Source organism: Blastococcus sp. SYSU D00669, assembly GCF_054050715.1.
On sequence record NZ_JBJGZV010000003.1, the window covers coordinates 41,266 to 55,557 of the forward strand.

15 protein-coding genes are annotated in these 14,292 nt (G+C 74.5%); 11 read left to right on the top strand and 4 right to left on the bottom strand.

Annotated elements, in window-relative coordinates; all coding sequences use genetic code 11:
• Nucleotides 1–113: 113 nt before the first annotated feature.
• The 4 genes from ACI8AF_RS03595 to ACI8AF_RS03610 are packed head-to-tail and all read left to right on the top strand — an operon-like array spanning nt 114 to nt 4,646.
• A complete protein-coding gene (locus ACI8AF_RS03595) occupies nt 114–1,523 on the top strand; it encodes an ABC transporter substrate-binding protein (protein ID WP_456538292.1) in 1,410 nt (469 codons plus the stop codon).
• A 6-nt stretch (nt 1,524–1,529) separates the two neighbouring features.
• Entirely contained in the window at nt 1,530–2,510 is a 981-nt protein-coding gene (locus ACI8AF_RS03600) for a carbohydrate ABC transporter permease (RefSeq protein WP_456538293.1), read from the top strand.
• Nucleotides 2,510–3,457: a carbohydrate ABC transporter permease gene (locus ACI8AF_RS03605; protein WP_456538294.1), complete on the top strand. Its 948-nt coding sequence runs from the start codon at nt 2,510–2,512 to the stop codon at nt 3,455–3,457. The genes ACI8AF_RS03600 and ACI8AF_RS03605 overlap by 1 nt, the downstream gene beginning before the upstream one ends.
• A 4-nt stretch (nt 3,458–3,461) precedes the next feature.
• Nucleotides 3,462–4,646, top strand: coding sequence for an ROK family protein (locus tag ACI8AF_RS03610; RefSeq protein WP_456538457.1), 1,185 nt, complete (start codon nt 3,462–3,464; stop codon nt 4,644–4,646).
• On the opposite strand, the gene ACI8AF_RS03615 is transcribed toward ACI8AF_RS03610, so the two are convergent.
• Nucleotides 4,643–5,629, bottom strand: a complete 987-nt coding sequence (locus tag ACI8AF_RS03615; RefSeq protein WP_456538295.1) for a Gfo/Idh/MocA family protein — start codon at nt 5,627–5,629, stop codon at nt 4,643–4,645. The two genes, ACI8AF_RS03610 and ACI8AF_RS03615, sit on opposite strands and share 4 nt — an antisense overlap.
• A gap of 96 nt (nt 5,630–5,725) precedes the next feature.
• Nucleotides 5,726–6,982, bottom strand: a complete 1,257-nt coding sequence (locus ACI8AF_RS03620; RefSeq protein ID WP_456538296.1) for an acyl-CoA dehydrogenase family protein — start codon at nt 6,980–6,982, stop codon at nt 5,726–5,728.
• Nucleotides 6,983–7,118: 136 nt separating this feature from the next.
• Here ACI8AF_RS03620 and ACI8AF_RS03625 point away from each other — a divergent pair, with 136 nt between their 5' ends.
• From ACI8AF_RS03625 to ACI8AF_RS03635, 3 genes are read left to right on the top strand one after another with little or no spacing between them, the layout of a single operon-like run.
• Nucleotides 7,119–7,895 carry a DeoR/GlpR family DNA-binding transcription regulator gene (locus tag ACI8AF_RS03625; RefSeq protein WP_456538297.1) on the top strand — a complete coding sequence of 259 codons (777 nt, stop codon included), beginning with the start codon at nt 7,119–7,121 and terminating at the stop codon, nt 7,893–7,895.
• The gene (locus ACI8AF_RS03630; protein WP_456538298.1) at nt 7,892–8,254 is read left to right on the top strand and encodes a DUF4406 domain-containing protein; all 363 of its coding nucleotides are present in this window, start codon (nt 7,892–7,894) and stop codon (nt 8,252–8,254) included. The genes ACI8AF_RS03625 and ACI8AF_RS03630 overlap by 4 nt, the downstream gene beginning before the upstream one ends.
• Nucleotides 8,251–9,000: an NUDIX domain-containing protein gene (locus tag ACI8AF_RS03635; RefSeq protein WP_456538299.1), complete on the top strand. Its 750-nt coding sequence runs from the start codon at nt 8,251–8,253 to the stop codon at nt 8,998–9,000. Before ACI8AF_RS03630 ends, ACI8AF_RS03635 begins: the two co-directional genes overlap by 4 nt.
• Here ACI8AF_RS03635 and ACI8AF_RS03640 read toward each other — a convergent pair.
• Nucleotides 8,927–10,888, bottom strand: coding sequence for an acetoacetate--CoA ligase (locus ACI8AF_RS03640; protein ID WP_456538300.1), 1,962 nt, complete (start codon nt 10,886–10,888; stop codon nt 8,927–8,929). The two genes, ACI8AF_RS03635 and ACI8AF_RS03640, sit on opposite strands and share 74 nt — an antisense overlap.
• Before the next feature lie 66 nt (nt 10,889–10,954).
• Between ACI8AF_RS03640 and ACI8AF_RS03645 the strand changes: the two genes are divergently transcribed.
• The 3 genes from ACI8AF_RS03645 to ACI8AF_RS03655 are packed head-to-tail and all read left to right on the top strand — an operon-like array spanning nt 10,955 to nt 12,632.
• The gene (locus tag ACI8AF_RS03645; protein WP_456538301.1) at nt 10,955–11,347 is read left to right on the top strand and encodes a DUF2237 family protein; all 393 of its coding nucleotides are present in this window, start codon (nt 10,955–10,957) and stop codon (nt 11,345–11,347) included.
• A gap of 28 nt (nt 11,348–11,375) precedes the next feature.
• Nucleotides 11,376–11,867, top strand: coding sequence for a glutathione peroxidase (locus tag ACI8AF_RS03650; protein WP_456538302.1), 492 nt, complete (start codon nt 11,376–11,378; stop codon nt 11,865–11,867).
• A gap of 42 nt (nt 11,868–11,909) precedes the next feature.
• Complete coding sequence (locus tag ACI8AF_RS03655; RefSeq protein ID WP_456538303.1) at nt 11,910–12,632, top strand: mycothiol-dependent nitroreductase Rv2466c family protein; 723 nt, start codon at nt 11,910–11,912, stop codon at nt 12,630–12,632.
• A 31-nt stretch (nt 12,633–12,663) separates the two neighbouring features.
• Here ACI8AF_RS03655 and ACI8AF_RS03660 read toward each other — a convergent pair whose 3' ends face one another.
• Nucleotides 12,664–13,614, bottom strand: coding sequence for an EamA family transporter (locus tag ACI8AF_RS03660; RefSeq protein ID WP_456538304.1), 951 nt, complete (start codon nt 13,612–13,614; stop codon nt 12,664–12,666).
• 76 nt (nt 13,615–13,690) lie between these two features.
• On the opposite strand from ACI8AF_RS03660, the gene ACI8AF_RS03665 reads away from it, so the two are divergent.
• The gene (locus ACI8AF_RS03665) at nt 13,691–14,245 is read left to right on the top strand and encodes a CGNR zinc finger domain-containing protein (RefSeq protein ID WP_456538305.1); all 555 of its coding nucleotides are present in this window, start codon (nt 13,691–13,693) and stop codon (nt 14,243–14,245) included.
• Nucleotides 14,246–14,292: the final 47 nt, after the last annotated feature.

The window sequence follows — 14,292 nt, forward strand, 5'->3', positions numbered from 1 at the left end:
ACGCATTACGCGCATCTGCACTACATAACTGTCGTGTCTCGTTTGTGATGTACGGAACACCGGCGACCGCTACTGTCCGCGGTACCGGCAGCTCCCAGCAGGAGGAGAACGGCATGAGCGCAGCGAAGCGTCGACTCCGTGCGACCGTCGCGGTGGCCGGTGCGGCCGCCCTGATCGCCGGCTGCGGGTCCGACGACGGCGGGGGCGGCGGTGACGGCGGCGGCGGTGACGGGTCGCTGACGGTCTGGACCCTGGAGAACCTGCCCGACCGGCTGGAGGTCCAGGAGGAGATCGCCGCGGCGTTCACCGAGGAGACCGGCATCGAGGTCGAGCTGGTCGGTGTCGCCGAGGACCAGTACAACCAGCTGCTCACCTCGTCCGCGGCCGCCGACGAGCTCCCCGACGTCATCGGGGCGTTGTCGCTGGCCGGCGTCCAGGCGCTGGCGGCCAACGAGCTGCACGACCCCGACGCGGCGGCCGCCGTCGTCGAGGAACTCGGCGAGGACACCTTCTCGGAGCAGTCGCTGGAACTGACGCGCGACGGCGACAGCCAGCTGGCCGTGCCCAGCGACGGCTGGGCGCAGCTGCTCGTCTACCGCAAGGACCTCTTCGACGCCGCCGGCCTCGCGGCGCCGGAGAGCTACGAGGACATCCTCGCCGCGGCACAGGCGCTCGACACCCCGGAGGTGGCCGGCTTCACCGGCGCGAACGTGCCCGGCGACCCGTTCACCCAGCAGACCTTCGAGCACCTCGCCCTGGGCAACGGCTGCCAGATGGTGAACGAGGACGGCGAGATCCAGATGGGCAGCGACCAGTGCGTGGCCGCCTTCGAGTTCTACAACGACCTGATCACCCAGTACTCGGTCGCGGGCGCGCAGGACGTCGACACCACCCGGGCCGCCTACTTCGCCGGTCAGGCCGCGATGGTGGTGTGGTCGTCGTTCATCCTCGACGAGATGGCCGGCCTGCGGAACGACGCCCTGCCGAGCTGCGCGGAGTGCACGGCCGACCCCGCGTTCCTGGCGCGCAACAGCGGCGTGGTCACCACGATCACCGGGCCGGACGGTGACGAGGGGGCGCAGTTCGGCGAGGTCGTCTCGTGGGCGGTGACCGTCGACGCCGACGCCGACGCCGCCCAGCAGTTCGTGGCCTACATGATGGAGGAGGGCTACGAGCAGTGGATCGGCTTCGCCCCCGAGGGCAAGGTGCCGACCCGCCAGGGCACCGCCGACGAGCCGACCCGCTACATCGACGCCTGGGCCACCCTCCCCGCGGGCGTCGACACCAAGGCGCCGCTCTCGGACTTCTACTCGCAGGACGTGCTGACCGCCCTGCAGGAGGCCCCGGACACGATCGCACCGTGGGGCATCTCCCAGGGCCAGGGGGCACTGATCGGCGCATCCCTGGGTGAGCTGCCCGTGCCCGAGGCGATCGCCGCCATGACCGGCGGGCAGATCAGCCCGGAGGAGGCGGCGCAGCAGGCCGCCGACGCGCTCCAGGAGATCGCCGACGGTCTGGACTGACCTGCGATGACCGGCACCGAGACCGGGCTGACCGGGGGACCGCTCGTCCCGACCGGGGCGCCGTCCGGCGGCCGCGGGGAGAAGGCCCGCGGCCGCCGGAACCTGCAGCAGTGGCGCGACGCGCGCTTCGGCCTGGCGCTCATCTCGCCGACCGTCGTCGTGGTCCTGGTCCTCGTCGTGCTGCCGATCCTCTGGACGATCGTGCTGGCCTTCCAGGACCTGCGGCTGATCCGGCTGCGCAGCGCGGGGCTGTTCGGCGACTACACGCTCGACAACTTCGTCGACGTGTTCACCTCGCCCGGCTTCTGGAGCTCCCTGGTCACCACGCTCGTCTACGCCACCGGCGGCACGGTGGCGGCGATCGGGCTGGGCCTGGTCGCGGCGCTGGCCCTGCGCGCACCCTTCCGCGGCCGCACGTTCGTCCGGGCGTCGCTGCTGCTGCCCTACGTGGCGCCGGTCGTGGCCGCGACGTTCGTGTGGGGCGTGATGCTCAACCCGCAGTTCGGCATCGTGAACGAGGTCGGCACCGGGCTGCTCGGCTGGGACGAGCCGATCGCCTTCCTCTCCGAGCGCCCGTGGGCCCTGCTCACGGTCATCGTCTTCGAGATGTGGCGCTCGTTCCCGTTCGCCTTCCTCTTCCTGACCGCCCGGCTGCAGGCCGCCCCCGCGACGCTGGAGGAGGCCGCCCGCGTCGACGGGGCCACGCCGACGCAGGTCTTCCGGCACGTGGTGTGGCCGCAGCTGCTGCCGACCATCGCCGTCCTGGCGCTGCTGCGCTTCATCTGGACGTTCAACAACTTCGACGACATCTACCTGCTCACCGGCGGCGGCGCCGGCACCGAGGTGATCAGCGTGCGGGTCTTCGACTACCTGGTCAGCCGCGGGGACATCGGTGCCGCCTCCGCCCAGGCGCTGGTCCTGGCCGCGGTGCTCACGGTGCTGGTCACGGTCTACTACCGGTTCGCGGCGAAGGACGAGGTGGCCTGATGGGCGGCGTCTCCACCGTCCCGGCCGACGTGCCGACCGCGCCCGCCGGGCCGCCGCCCCGCGCGCCGCGCCCGCAGGGGTGGTCGCGCTACTCGGTCGAGACGCGGGTGTTCGGGGTCCTGCGCTGGGTCGTGATCGTCTTCCTGATGCTGTTCACCCTGTTCCCCTTCTACTACATGGTGCTGCTGTCGTTCCGGGACCTGAGCTCGCTGGTCCAGGACCCCAGCCGGCTGTGGCCGACGCTCTCGGAGCTCACGGCCGCCACCTACCGCGAGGTGCTCGCCTCGACCGAGGACGGCGGACAGGGGTTCCTCGGGTTCATCCGCAACAGCGGGCTGATCGCGCTCGGCACCGTCCTGGTCACGCTGCTGTTCGCGATCCTCGGCTCGTACGCGATCGCCCGGCTGCAGTTCCCCGGCCGGCGGCAGGTCAGCGTCCTGTTCCTGTCGGTCTACCTGTTCCCGGCCATCCTGCTCGCCGTCCCGCTGTTCGTGTTCTTCACCCGGATCGGGCTGCGGGGCTCGCTGGCCGCGCTGGTGCTGGTCTACGTCTCGCAGACGGTCGCGGTGTCGATCTACACGCTGCGGAACTACTTCCAGACCGTGCCGGCCAGCATCGAGGAGGCGGCGGCGGTCGACGGCGCCAGCCGGCTCACCATCCTGCGCAAGATCACCCTGCCGCTGGCGATGCCGGCGATCCTGTCCAACGCGCTGTTCATCTTCATGATCGCGTGGAACGAGTTCCTGTTCGCGCTGCTCTTCCTCGTCGAGGACCGCGACCGGTGGACGGTCTCGCTGGGCCTGTCCCAGCTGGCCGGCAGCATCGAGATCCCCACGACGGTCCTGATGGCGGGTTCGGTCGTGCTGACCCTCCCCATCGTCATACTGTTCTTCGCCAGCGAGCGGCTGCTGACCGGCGGCCTGACCGCCGGCGCCGAGAAGGGGTGAGGAACTGGTCGAGCGCGCCGAGCGTGCGGGTCACCTGCTCGATCTGATCCGCCGCGGCAAGGCTCGCACCCGGGGTGACCTGATCGAGCTCACCGGCCTGTCCCGCTCGACCGTGGCCGCCCGCGTCGACCAGCTGGTCGACGCCGGCTACCTGCGCGAGTCGGGCCGCGAGTCCGGCGTCCGCGGCCGCCCCTCGCAGGTGCTGAGCCTCGACGGCTCCGGCGGCGTCGTGCTCGCCGCCGATCTCGGCGCCGCGCACGCGACGCTGGCCGTCTCCGACCTGGCCGGCCTCCCGCTCGCCGAGGAGGTGCACGACCTCGTCCTCGCCGACGGCCCGGAGAAGGTGCTGGCCTGGGTGGAGGACCGCTGGCGGACCATGCTCGAGAGCGCCGGCGTGGCGTCCCGCCGGGTGCTCGGCCTCGGGGTCGGGGTGCCGGGCCCGGTCGACGTGGCCACGGGAACCGTCGTGCAGCACACCTCGGTCATGCCGGGCTGGCACGGCCACCCGGTCCGCGACTCCCTGGCCGAGCGCTTCGGCGTCCCCTGCGTCGTCGACAACGACGCCAACGCCATGGCCTTCGGCGAGTTCCACAGCGAGCACCCCGACGCCTCCCCGCTGCTGTTCGTCAAGGTCGCGACCGGCATCGGCGCCGGCATGGTGGTCGACGGCGCGGTGCTGCGCGGCGCCGACGCCGCGGAGGGCGACATCGGCCACGTCCGGATCACCAGTCCGGAGGAGGGCCCGCTGTGCGTGTGCGGGGCGCGCGGCTGCTTGGCTGCGTCGGCGAGCGGGCGGGCGCTGGCCCGCACGCTGCGCGAGGTGGGCGTCGACGCCCCGGACACCCGGTCGGTCGTGGACCTGGCGCTGGGCGGCCACCCCGAGGCGACCCGCCTGGTCCGCGAGGCCGGGCTGATGATCGGCGACGTCCTGGCGACCGCGGTGAGCCTGCTCAACCCGCGGATCCTCGCCCTCGGCGGTGACCTCGGGCTGGTGCAGGACCACTTCGTCGGCGCCGTCCGGGAACGGCTCTACCAGCGCACCCAGCCGCAGGCCGCCCGCGGGCTGCGGGTGGTGGCCAGCGGCCTGGGCGCCCGCGCCGGGGTGGTGGGCGCCGCCCGATCGGCGCTGGAGGAGGTGCTGTCGGCCGAGGCGGTCGACCGCGCCCTCGCGGCGCGGCGGCAGGACTAACCGACGGCGACCCGGGCGCCGGTCCGCGCGGACTCCCGCGCGGCCAGCGCGACCGCGAGCGAGGCGACGCCGTCCTGGCCGGTGGCCGTGGGCGCGCCCTCGCCGCGGACGGCCGCCTCGAACGCCGCGACGGTAGCGACGCCGACCGCCGGGGCCCCGGGCAGGGCCACCTCCTCCTCGCCGGAGGGCGTGCGCAGCAGCAGGGACGGCGGCCGGCCCGGTTCCCGCTCGGCGCGCAGCGCGGCGTCCTCGCCGAACACCTCCAGGACGCTCGCGCCGTGCGGGGTGGCGAAGGAGCACAGGAACGAGGCGAGCAGGCCGCCGGCGGTGGTCAGCACCCCGGCGACGACGTCGTCGGCGGGGTCCTCGCCCGTGCCGTGCGCCGCCGCGGCGGCCTGCACCGCGGCGACGTCGTCGTCGAGGACGAAGCGGAGCGTGTCGGCGTCGTGGACCAGCAGGTCGAGCGCCACCCCGCCGCCGGCGCCGCCCTGCAGCCGCCAGCCCCGCAGCCGCTCGGGCAGCAGGACGGCGGTGGTCGTGCGGGCCGCCCGGGGTGTGCCGAGGGCGCCGGCCCGGACGAGGTCGCGGGCGGTGCGCAGCGCGGGGTCGTTGCGGCGGCCGTGGTTGGTGGCCAGCACCACCCCCGCGGCGGCCGCGGCGTCGACCATCGCGCGGGCGTCGGCGAGGGTGAGCGCGAGGGGCTTCTCGCACAGCACGTGCCGGCCGGTGCGTGCGGCGGCGATCGCCTCGGCGGCGTGCCGGTCGTTGGTGGTGCTGACGTAGACGGCGTCGACCTCGGGGTCGGCGAGCAGCGCGTCGAGGGTGTCGTGGCTGCGCTCGATGCCGTGCCGCCGCGCGTACTCGGCGCCCCGCTCGGCCGACCGGCTGTGCACGGCGACGACGCGGCCGCCCGGCTGGGCGCGGATGCCCGGGATGATCGAGCCCGCGGCGATGTCGCTCGCCCCGACCAGCCCCCACCGCACGGTCCCGACGCTAGTGGTCGAAGGACCCCGTCCTCCCCACCCTTCGCACGCTCAGCGCGGGACCCGAGACGGGGCCGCCGCGCCGTGGGACTCCGCTCAGGCGAGCGGGCTGCGGGGGAGCAGGCGGTCGCTGACGATCCGCTTCTGGATCTCGCTGGTGCCCTCGAAGATCGTGGTGAGCCGGGCGTCGCGCCAGTGCCGCTCCACCTGCCGCTCGGTGGTGTAGCCGTTGCCGCCGTGCAGCTGCATCGCCTGGTTGGTCACCCGCACGGCCATCTCGGTGGCCTCGAGCTTCACCATCGAGGCCTCCTTCTCGCAGCGGATGCCCAGGTCGATGAGGTGGGCGACCTGGCGGTAGAAGGTCCGCGCCTGCTCGACCTGCGCGGCCATCTCGGCGACGGCGAAGCGCAGCGCCTGGAAGTCGCCGATCGGGTGGCCGAACTGCTCGCGCTCCTGCAGGTAGAGGATCGAGTCCTCGAGCGCGGCGCGGGCCAGGCCGACGGCCCGGGCGGCGGTGTGCACGCGGGCGGTGTTGAGGAACTTCTGCGCCTCGGCGAACCCGGCCTGCCTGGCCGCCTCGCCCTCCTCGTCGCTGTCCTCCCGCGCGGCCCGCGCCTCGTCGATGACATTGTCCCCGGGGATCCGGACGCCGTCGAAGGTCAGGTCCCAGGTGAGGAAGCCGTGGTAGCCGACCTTGTCGATCGGGTAGCCGGTGAGGCCCTCCGGGAACTCGCCGCGCTCCTTCTCCAGCAGCAGGTTGACCAGGCCCTTCGAGCGGGACTCCCCCGGCTCGGGGTCGCGCTCGCGGACGAGCACCTGGATGAAGTCGGCCGCCTTGGCGTTGCCGCACCAGCGCTTGCGGCCGGTCACCACCCACTCGTCGCCGTCGAGGACGGCGCGGGTGGAGACGCCGGCGAGGTCGGACCCCGCGTCGGGTTCGGACAGCGCGATGGCGCCGATCCAGTCGCCGCGGGCGCTGCGGCCCAGCAGCTCGGCGCGGCGGTCGGGGTCGGCCACCGCCGTCCCCAGGCCCTGCGAGCGGGCCAGGATGCTGGCGGTGCTCATCCAGGCGCGGGCCAGCTCCTCGGAGACCATGCAGTACTCGAAGACCCCCAGCCCCAGGCCGCCGTGCTCCTCCGGCACGGTGATGCCGAAGTAGCCCAGCTCGGCCAGCCGCCCGAGCAGGGACGCCGGGATCTCGCCCTTCCGCGGGTCCAGCTCGTTCGCGACGGGCAGCACCTCGTCCACCGCGAACCGGCGGGCCTGCTCCTGCAGCTTCTCCCGCTCGGGCGTGTGCCACGGCGGCAGCAGCACCGGCGGCTGCGGCTCCCAGGTCTCGTCCGTCGAGGTCATGGCCTCGTCCTCCTCGCCGAAGACGTGATCGGCACGGGACGTTCCCCGCGCCGGCTCCGGTCACCCGCGATCGTGATCGACGCCATGCGATGACAAGCTCTTCACAAATCTATCAAAAGCATGTGAGAATCGTGGCATGGCGGTGCCCGAGCGACTCGACGTGACGCTGCGGCTGGTCCGCAACGCCGGGACGGCGACGCTCGGCGACCTCGCGGCCCGGCTGGGCGTCAGCGAGATGACCGTCCGCCGCGACCTCGACCAGCTGCAGCAGCGCGGTCTGGTCCGCCGGGTCCGCGGCGGCGCGGTCGCGGTCGACGCGCCGGGGAACGGCTTCGCCGCGCGGGCCGGATGGCAGGCCGGCCTCAAGGACCGGATCGGCCGGGCCGCGGCGGAGCTGGTCGAGCCGGGCTCGACCGTGCTGCTCGACGCCGGGACGACGACGGTGCACGTCGCCCGCGCACTGGTGGACCGGGCGCCGCTGACCGTCGCCGCGCTCAGCCTGCCGGTGGCCGAGGTGCTGGCCGACCAGCCGGGCATCCGGCTGCTGGTGGTGGGCGGCGAGGTGCGCCCCGGCGAGCGCAGCATCGCCGGCCCCGCGGCGACCGCGGTGCTGGCGACGCTCTCCTTCGACGTGTTCGTGATGTCGATCGGCGGCATCACCGCCGCCGGCTGGTCGGAGTTCACGCTCGAGGACGCGGCGGTCAAGCAGGCCGGGCTGCGCGCCTCGGCGCGCACCCTCGTCGTCGCCGACGCGTCGAAGCTCGGCGTCCGCGCGTTCGCCCGCGTGGCCGACCTGGGGGCGGCGGAGCGCCTGGTGACCGACGCCAGCGCCCGCGACCCCCGCCTCACCCCCGCGGCGCAGGAGACCCTCGCCGCGCTCGACGACGCGGACGTGGAGGTCACCTGCGCATGAGCCTGATGATCCTGGTCGCCGGCCCCTACCGGAGCGGCACCGGCGACGACCCCGGCAAGATCGCGGCCAACCACCGCCGCATCCAGCAGGCGACCCTCGACCTGTTCCGGGCCGGCCACCTCGCGGTGAACGGCGAGGACCTGGCGCTGCCGCTGGCCGAGCTGGCCGGCTCCACCCGGGTGGGCGACGCCGCCTTCGACGAGGTGTTCCACCCGGTGGGCCGCCGGCTGGTGGCGCGCGTCGACGGCGTGCTGCGGCTGCCCGGGGCGTCGGCCGGCTCCGACGAGATGGTCGAGCTGGCCCGCGCCCGCGGGATCCCGGTGTGGACCGATCCCGCCGACGTGCCGGGGGCGTCGTGAGCACCCCCGGCGTCGACGTCCCCGACGCCCGCGGCCGCACGGGGCTCGACCGGGTGGGCCGCGACCTGGCCGGCAACCCCGACGTCGTCGTCCGCGACGTCGAGCTGCTGGCCAGCGGCTGGCACGTGCTGCGCCGGACGACGTTCGACCAGCGGCACCGCGACGGCCGGTGGACCACCGAGCGGCGCGAGACCTACGACCGCGGGAACGGCGCGACGGTCCTGCTCCACGACGTCGCGCGCGGGACCGTGCTGCTCACCCGCCAGTTCCGCTTCCCGGTGTACGTCAACGGCCACCCCGACGGGATGTTCGTCGAGACCGCCGCCGGGCTGCTGGACGACGACGACCCCGAGACCGCGATCCGCCGGGAGGCCGCCGAGGAGCTGGGCGTCGAGGTGGGTCCGCTGACGCTGGTCTTCGCGCCGTGGACCAGCCCGGGATCGGTGACCGAGCGGCTGTACTGCTACGCCGGGCCGTACACGCCGGCCGACCGCACCGGCGCCGGCGGCGGGCTGGCCGACGAGGGCGAGGACATCGAGGTGGTCGAGCTGCCGTTCGCGGCGGCGCTGGCGATGGTCGGCACCGGGGAGATCGCCGACGCCAAGACCATGCTGCTCCTCCAGTGGGCCGCCCTCTCCGGTCCCTTCTCCCCGCTCTCGGCGCAGGACGCGGTCAGCCGCGGCGACGCCGGGCGAGCTCGACGTAGTGGTCGACCAGCGCGGCGTCGTCGACGGCGCCGGGGTTGACCGCCTTCGCCGGGTCGACCCCCTGGAACAGCCGCTTGAGCGGCACCTCCAGCCGCTTGCCGGTGCGGGTGTGCGGCACCCCGGGCACGGCGATCACCTCGTCGGGCACGTGCCGCGGGCTGGCCGTCGTCCGGATCGCGGTCCTGATCTCGTCGACCAGGTCGTCGGTGAGCTCCTCCCCCGGCGCCAGCTGCACGAACAGCGGCATCCAGTAGCCGCCGTCGGGCTGCTCCACGCCGAGCACGACGCAGTCCAGGACGGCGGGGATCGACTCGACGGCCGCGTAGATGTCCGCCGTCCCCATGCGCACCCCGCCGCGGTTGAGCGTGGAGTCCGACCGGCCGGTGATCACGCAGGTGCCGCGCTCGGTGAACTCCAGCCAGTCGCCGTGCCGCCAGACGCCGGGCCACGGCTCGAAGTACGCCTCCCGGTAGCGGCTGCCGTCGGGGTCGTTCCAGAAGTACAGCGGCATCGACGGCATCGGCTCGGTGACCACCAGCTCGCCGAGCTCGCCGACCACCGGCCGGCCGGCCTCGTCCCACGAGGCGACGGCGACGCCGAGGTTCGGCCGCTGCAGCTCGCCGGCGACCACCGGCAGCAGGGGTGAGCTGCCGATGAACCCGGTGGCGACGTCGGTGCCGCCCGACAGCGAGCCCAGCACGACGTCGGGCTTCACCGCCTCGTAGACCCAGCGGAACGCCGCCGCCGGCAGCGGCGACCCGGTGGACCCGATGCTGCGCAGCGCGGACAGGTCGTGGGTCTCCCCCGGCCGGATCCCCGCCTTCTCGCACGCGGTCAGGTAACCGGCGCTGGTGCCGAGGTAGGTCATGCCGGTGCGCGCGGCCAGGGCGAACTGGGCGTCGACGGCGGGGTACGCGGGGGCGCCGTCGTGCACGATCACCGTCGCGCCCGACAGCAGCGCCGACGTCGAGATGTTCCACATGATCCAGGCGGTCGAGCTGTACCAGAAGAACCGGTCGCCCGTTCCGACGTCCATCTGCAGCTGGGCCGCCTTGATCTGCTCGAGCACGACGCCGCCGTGCCCGTGCACGATCCCCTTGGGCAGCCCGGTGGTGCCCGAGGAGTAGACGATCCACAGCGGGTGGTCGAAGGGCAGCGGCGCGAACTCCGGGTCCTGCACCCCGGCCACCGCCTCGGCCCACGGCAGGGCGCCGTCGGGCACCTCGCCGGGGTGCAGCCGCGGGACGGCGATCGTCGTCCGCACGGTGGGCAGGCCCGCGCGCAGCTGCGCCACCACGTCGCGCCGGTCGTGGTCCTTGCCGTTGAAGCGGTAGCCGTCGGTGACGACGAGGACGACGGGCTCGATCTGGGCGAACCGGTCGAGGACGGCGCGGGTGCCGAAGTCCGGTGCGCAGGAGGACCACACCGCGCCGATCGACGCCGCGCCGAGGAACGCGACCACGGCCTCCGGCACGTTCGGCAGGTAGCCGGCGACCCGGTCGCCCGGGCGGACGCCGAGGCGGCGCAGCGTCGCGGCGAACGCGCCGACCTGCCCGCGCAGCTCTTCCCAGGTCACCTCGGCCGGCCCGGCGTCCTCGGCGGTCACGATCAGCGCCGTGCCCTCGTGGCGCAGCGCCTGCTCGGCGTAGTTGAGCGTGCGGCCGGGGAACCAGACGGCGCCGGGCATCCGGCGGTCGGCGAGCACCTCGTCGTCCCCGACGCCGGGCAGCACGCCGCTCCAGTCGGCCACCTCGGCCCAGAACGCGTCGAGGTGCTCGACCGACCAGCGCCACAGGGCGTCGTAGTCGGGCGGATCGCCGAAGTCGAGTCCGCGCCGCTCCGCGACGCGGGCGGCGAAGCGGGCGATGCGGCTGGCACGGGCCGACTCCGGGGTCGGCCGCCACAGCACCTCGGGCGCGTCGGTCACGCCCGCACGATGCCATCATGTGTCGCCCGTCGACATCCCGATGGCGGCCCCGCGCGAGGAGCGCCCGTGACCGAGCAGCGCAACGTCCTCGGCGACCCCCTGCAGCCGTGCGGCACCGACCCGGTCACCGGCTTCTACCGCGACGGGCTGTGCTCCAGCGGGCCCGAGGACCTGGGCAGCCACACCGTGTGCGTCGTCGTCTCGGCCGAGTTCCTCGCGGTGCAGCGCGAGCTGGGCAACGACCTGACCACGCCGCGGCCGGAGTTCGCCTTCCCCGGGCTGCGGCCGGGCGACCGGTGGTGCGTGGTGGCGGCGCGGTGGCTGCAGGCCTACCAGGCGGGCGTGGCCGCCGGCGTCGTCCTGGCCGCCACCAACGAGCGCGCGCTCGAGGTCGTGCCGCTCGAGGCGCTGCGGCAGCACGCCGTCGACGTGCCCGACGACGCCAGCAGCCTGGAATAGCGGCGCCGGTCGAGGTGCTGCGCCGGGCATGAGCGACCTCCTCGACGTGCCCGTGACCACGCTGCAGGGCGAGCAGACGACGTTCGGCGAGCTGACCGGCGGCCGCCCGGCGCTGGTCGTGAACGTGGCCAGCAGGTGCGGCCTGACCCCGCAGTACACGCAGCTCGAGGCGCTGCAGGAGGAGTACGGGCCGCGCGGGTTCACCGTCATCGGCTTCCCGTGCAACCAGTTCCTGGGGCAGGAGCCCGGCAGCGCCGAGGAGATCGCCGCCTTCTGCTCCGCGACCTACGGCGTCACGTTCCCGCTGACCGAGAAGATCGAGGTCAACGGCGACGGCGCACACCCGGTCTACCAGCGGCTGACCGGCAGCACCGACGCGTCCGGCGAGGCCGGCGACGTCCGGTGGAACTTCGAGAAGTTCCTCGTCGACGCCCGGGGCGAGGTCGTCGCGCGGTTCCGCCCGAAGACGCAGCCCGACGCCCCCGAGGTGCGCACCGCGATCGAGTCGCTGCTCGCCTGACGGCGTGGTTCGCCGAGGCGGGCCGTGGGCAGGCCCCCCGGCGTGACCGACGCCGATCTGCACTTCTACTTCGACCGCGTCTGCCCGTTCGCCTGGATGACGTCGAAGTGGGTGCGCGTGGTCGCGGCGCGCCGCGACCACGCGGTGGACTGGCGGTTCGTCTCACTGCGGCTGCTCAACGCCCACGTCGACTACGACGCGCACTTCCCACCCGAGTACGAGGCCGGCCACACGGCCGGCCTGCGGCTGCTGCGGGTCGCGGCCCGCACGCGGGCAGAGCACGGGCGCGACGCCGTGGGCCGCCTGTACGAGGTCCTGGGCCGGCACGTCTTCGAAGTGGACCGCGGCGAGTGGCGGGCGGGGGAGCAGCGGGACACCCCCGGGTTCGTCGCGCCGGCGCTCGCGGAGGCCGGCCTGCCGGCGGACCTGGCCGGCGCGCTGCTCGACGAGGCGTGGGACGCGGAGATCCGCGCCGAGACCGACGAGGCGTTGGGCCTCACCGGCAAGGACGTCGGGACACCGATCCTGCACTTCCGCCCGCCGGACGGCGTGGCGTTCTTCGGCCCGGTCATCAGCCGGCTGCCGGACGAGGACGACGCCGTCGAGCTGTGGGACCACGTGGTCGCGCTCGCCGGCTTCCCCGGGTTCGCGGAGCTCAAGCGCAGCCTGCGGGAGCGGCCGCAGCTGCCGGCGTTCGGCGTCCGACCCGGCGAGGTCGGGCGCGAGGAGGACTGGCACGGCGGCAGCCGCCGCCGCAGGCGCTGAGCCGCGCTCCCCCGGGCTCCGCGCCCGCCGTTCAGCGCGCAGGCACGGGGTCGGGGATCTCCACGACCGCCTCCGGTGACCGCTCGCCCAGCCGGACGAGCACGATGCCGGCGAGCACCACCGCGCCTCCGGCCAGCTGCAGCGGGCCGGGCCGCTGCCCCAGCGCCAGCCAGGCGAACAGCACGGCGAACAGCACCTCGGTCAGCCCGACGAAGGAGGCCAGGCGCGCCCCGAGGCGCTGGACGGCGGCCACGCCGAGCACGTAGGCGAGGGCCGCGGCGACGAGCCCCAGGCCGAGGACGGGCACCAGCCACGACGTCCGCTGCCCCGCCAGCTCCACCGGCGCGCCGGTCACCGCCCACGGGACGACCCCGACCAGCCCGGCCAGGCCGAGGACGACCGCGCCGACCGCCATCCCGGCCCACGAGGTGACCAGCGGCGGGAGCGCGTCGTCGGTGCGGGCGGACACGACGAAGTAGACGGCCAGCCCGACGGCGGCGACCAGACCCCACACGACGCCGACGGGGTCGACCCGCACGTCACCGAGCACGTCGAGGACCAGCGCCAGGCCGGCCACCGCGACCGCGACCCCGACCAGCGTCGTCGTCGACGGCCGGCGGCCGGAGCGCAGCCACGTCCACAGGACGACGAGGACGACGCCGGAGTACTCCAGCAGCAGCGCGACGCCCACCGACAGGCGGGACACCGCCAGGAAGTACGCCAGCTGGCAGCCGGCCACCGCGACGAGGCCGAACGCCAGCACCGCCGGGACGTTGCGGACCAGCAGCGCCCACCGGCCCCGCAGCAGGAGGACCGCCGGGACGGTCAGCGCCAGGGCCGCGACGGCGACGCGCACGGTGACCGCCGAGGCCGCCGACCACCCGCTGTCGAGCAGCGACCGGGCCAGCACCCCCGACGTCCCGAAGGCCGCGCCGGAGCCGACCGCCATGGCCAGTCCCGACCAGCCGCGCACCCGGGCCATGCCGCACTCCTCCTGTCAGGGGCTAACCGACGTACGATCCTGACACGTCGGACGCTAGCAGATGTCAGGAGCAACCGTGCCGTTCGCCCATGACACCGAGGTCGGCCTCGCCGCGGCCGCCGCGCTGGTCAACACGGCCGGGTCCGCCGGCGAGCAGCTGCCCGACCCGGCCGCCCTGGCCCGGTTCCTCGACCGCTGGGAGTGGACCGGCGCCATCCGCGGCGACGAGGCCGAGGTGGCCGAGATCCGGCGGCTGCGGCCGGAGCTGCGCCGGCTGTGGTCCGGCGACGTCGACGAGGTCGTCGCCGTCGTCAACCGGCTGCTCCGCGACGCGCGGGCGCTACCCCAGCTGGTCCGGCACGGCGGCTGGCCCTACCACCTGCACGCGACCGACCCGGACGCGCCGCTGGCCGACCGGATGGCCGTCGAGGCCGCCCTCGCCGTGGCCGACCTCGTCCGGGCGGGCGAGCTGGACCGGCTGCGCACCTGCGCCCGCGAGGGCTGCGGCGACGTGCTGGTGGACCTGACGCGCAACCGGTCCCGGCGCTTCTGCGACGGGGCGTGCGCCAACCGGGAGCACGTGGCCGCCTACCGCGCCCGTCGCGCGGCGGGCAACGACCTCGTCGGCTGAGGCGCCCGATCGCTACGATCCCAGTGCTGCAAGGCCCTCCGGACGAC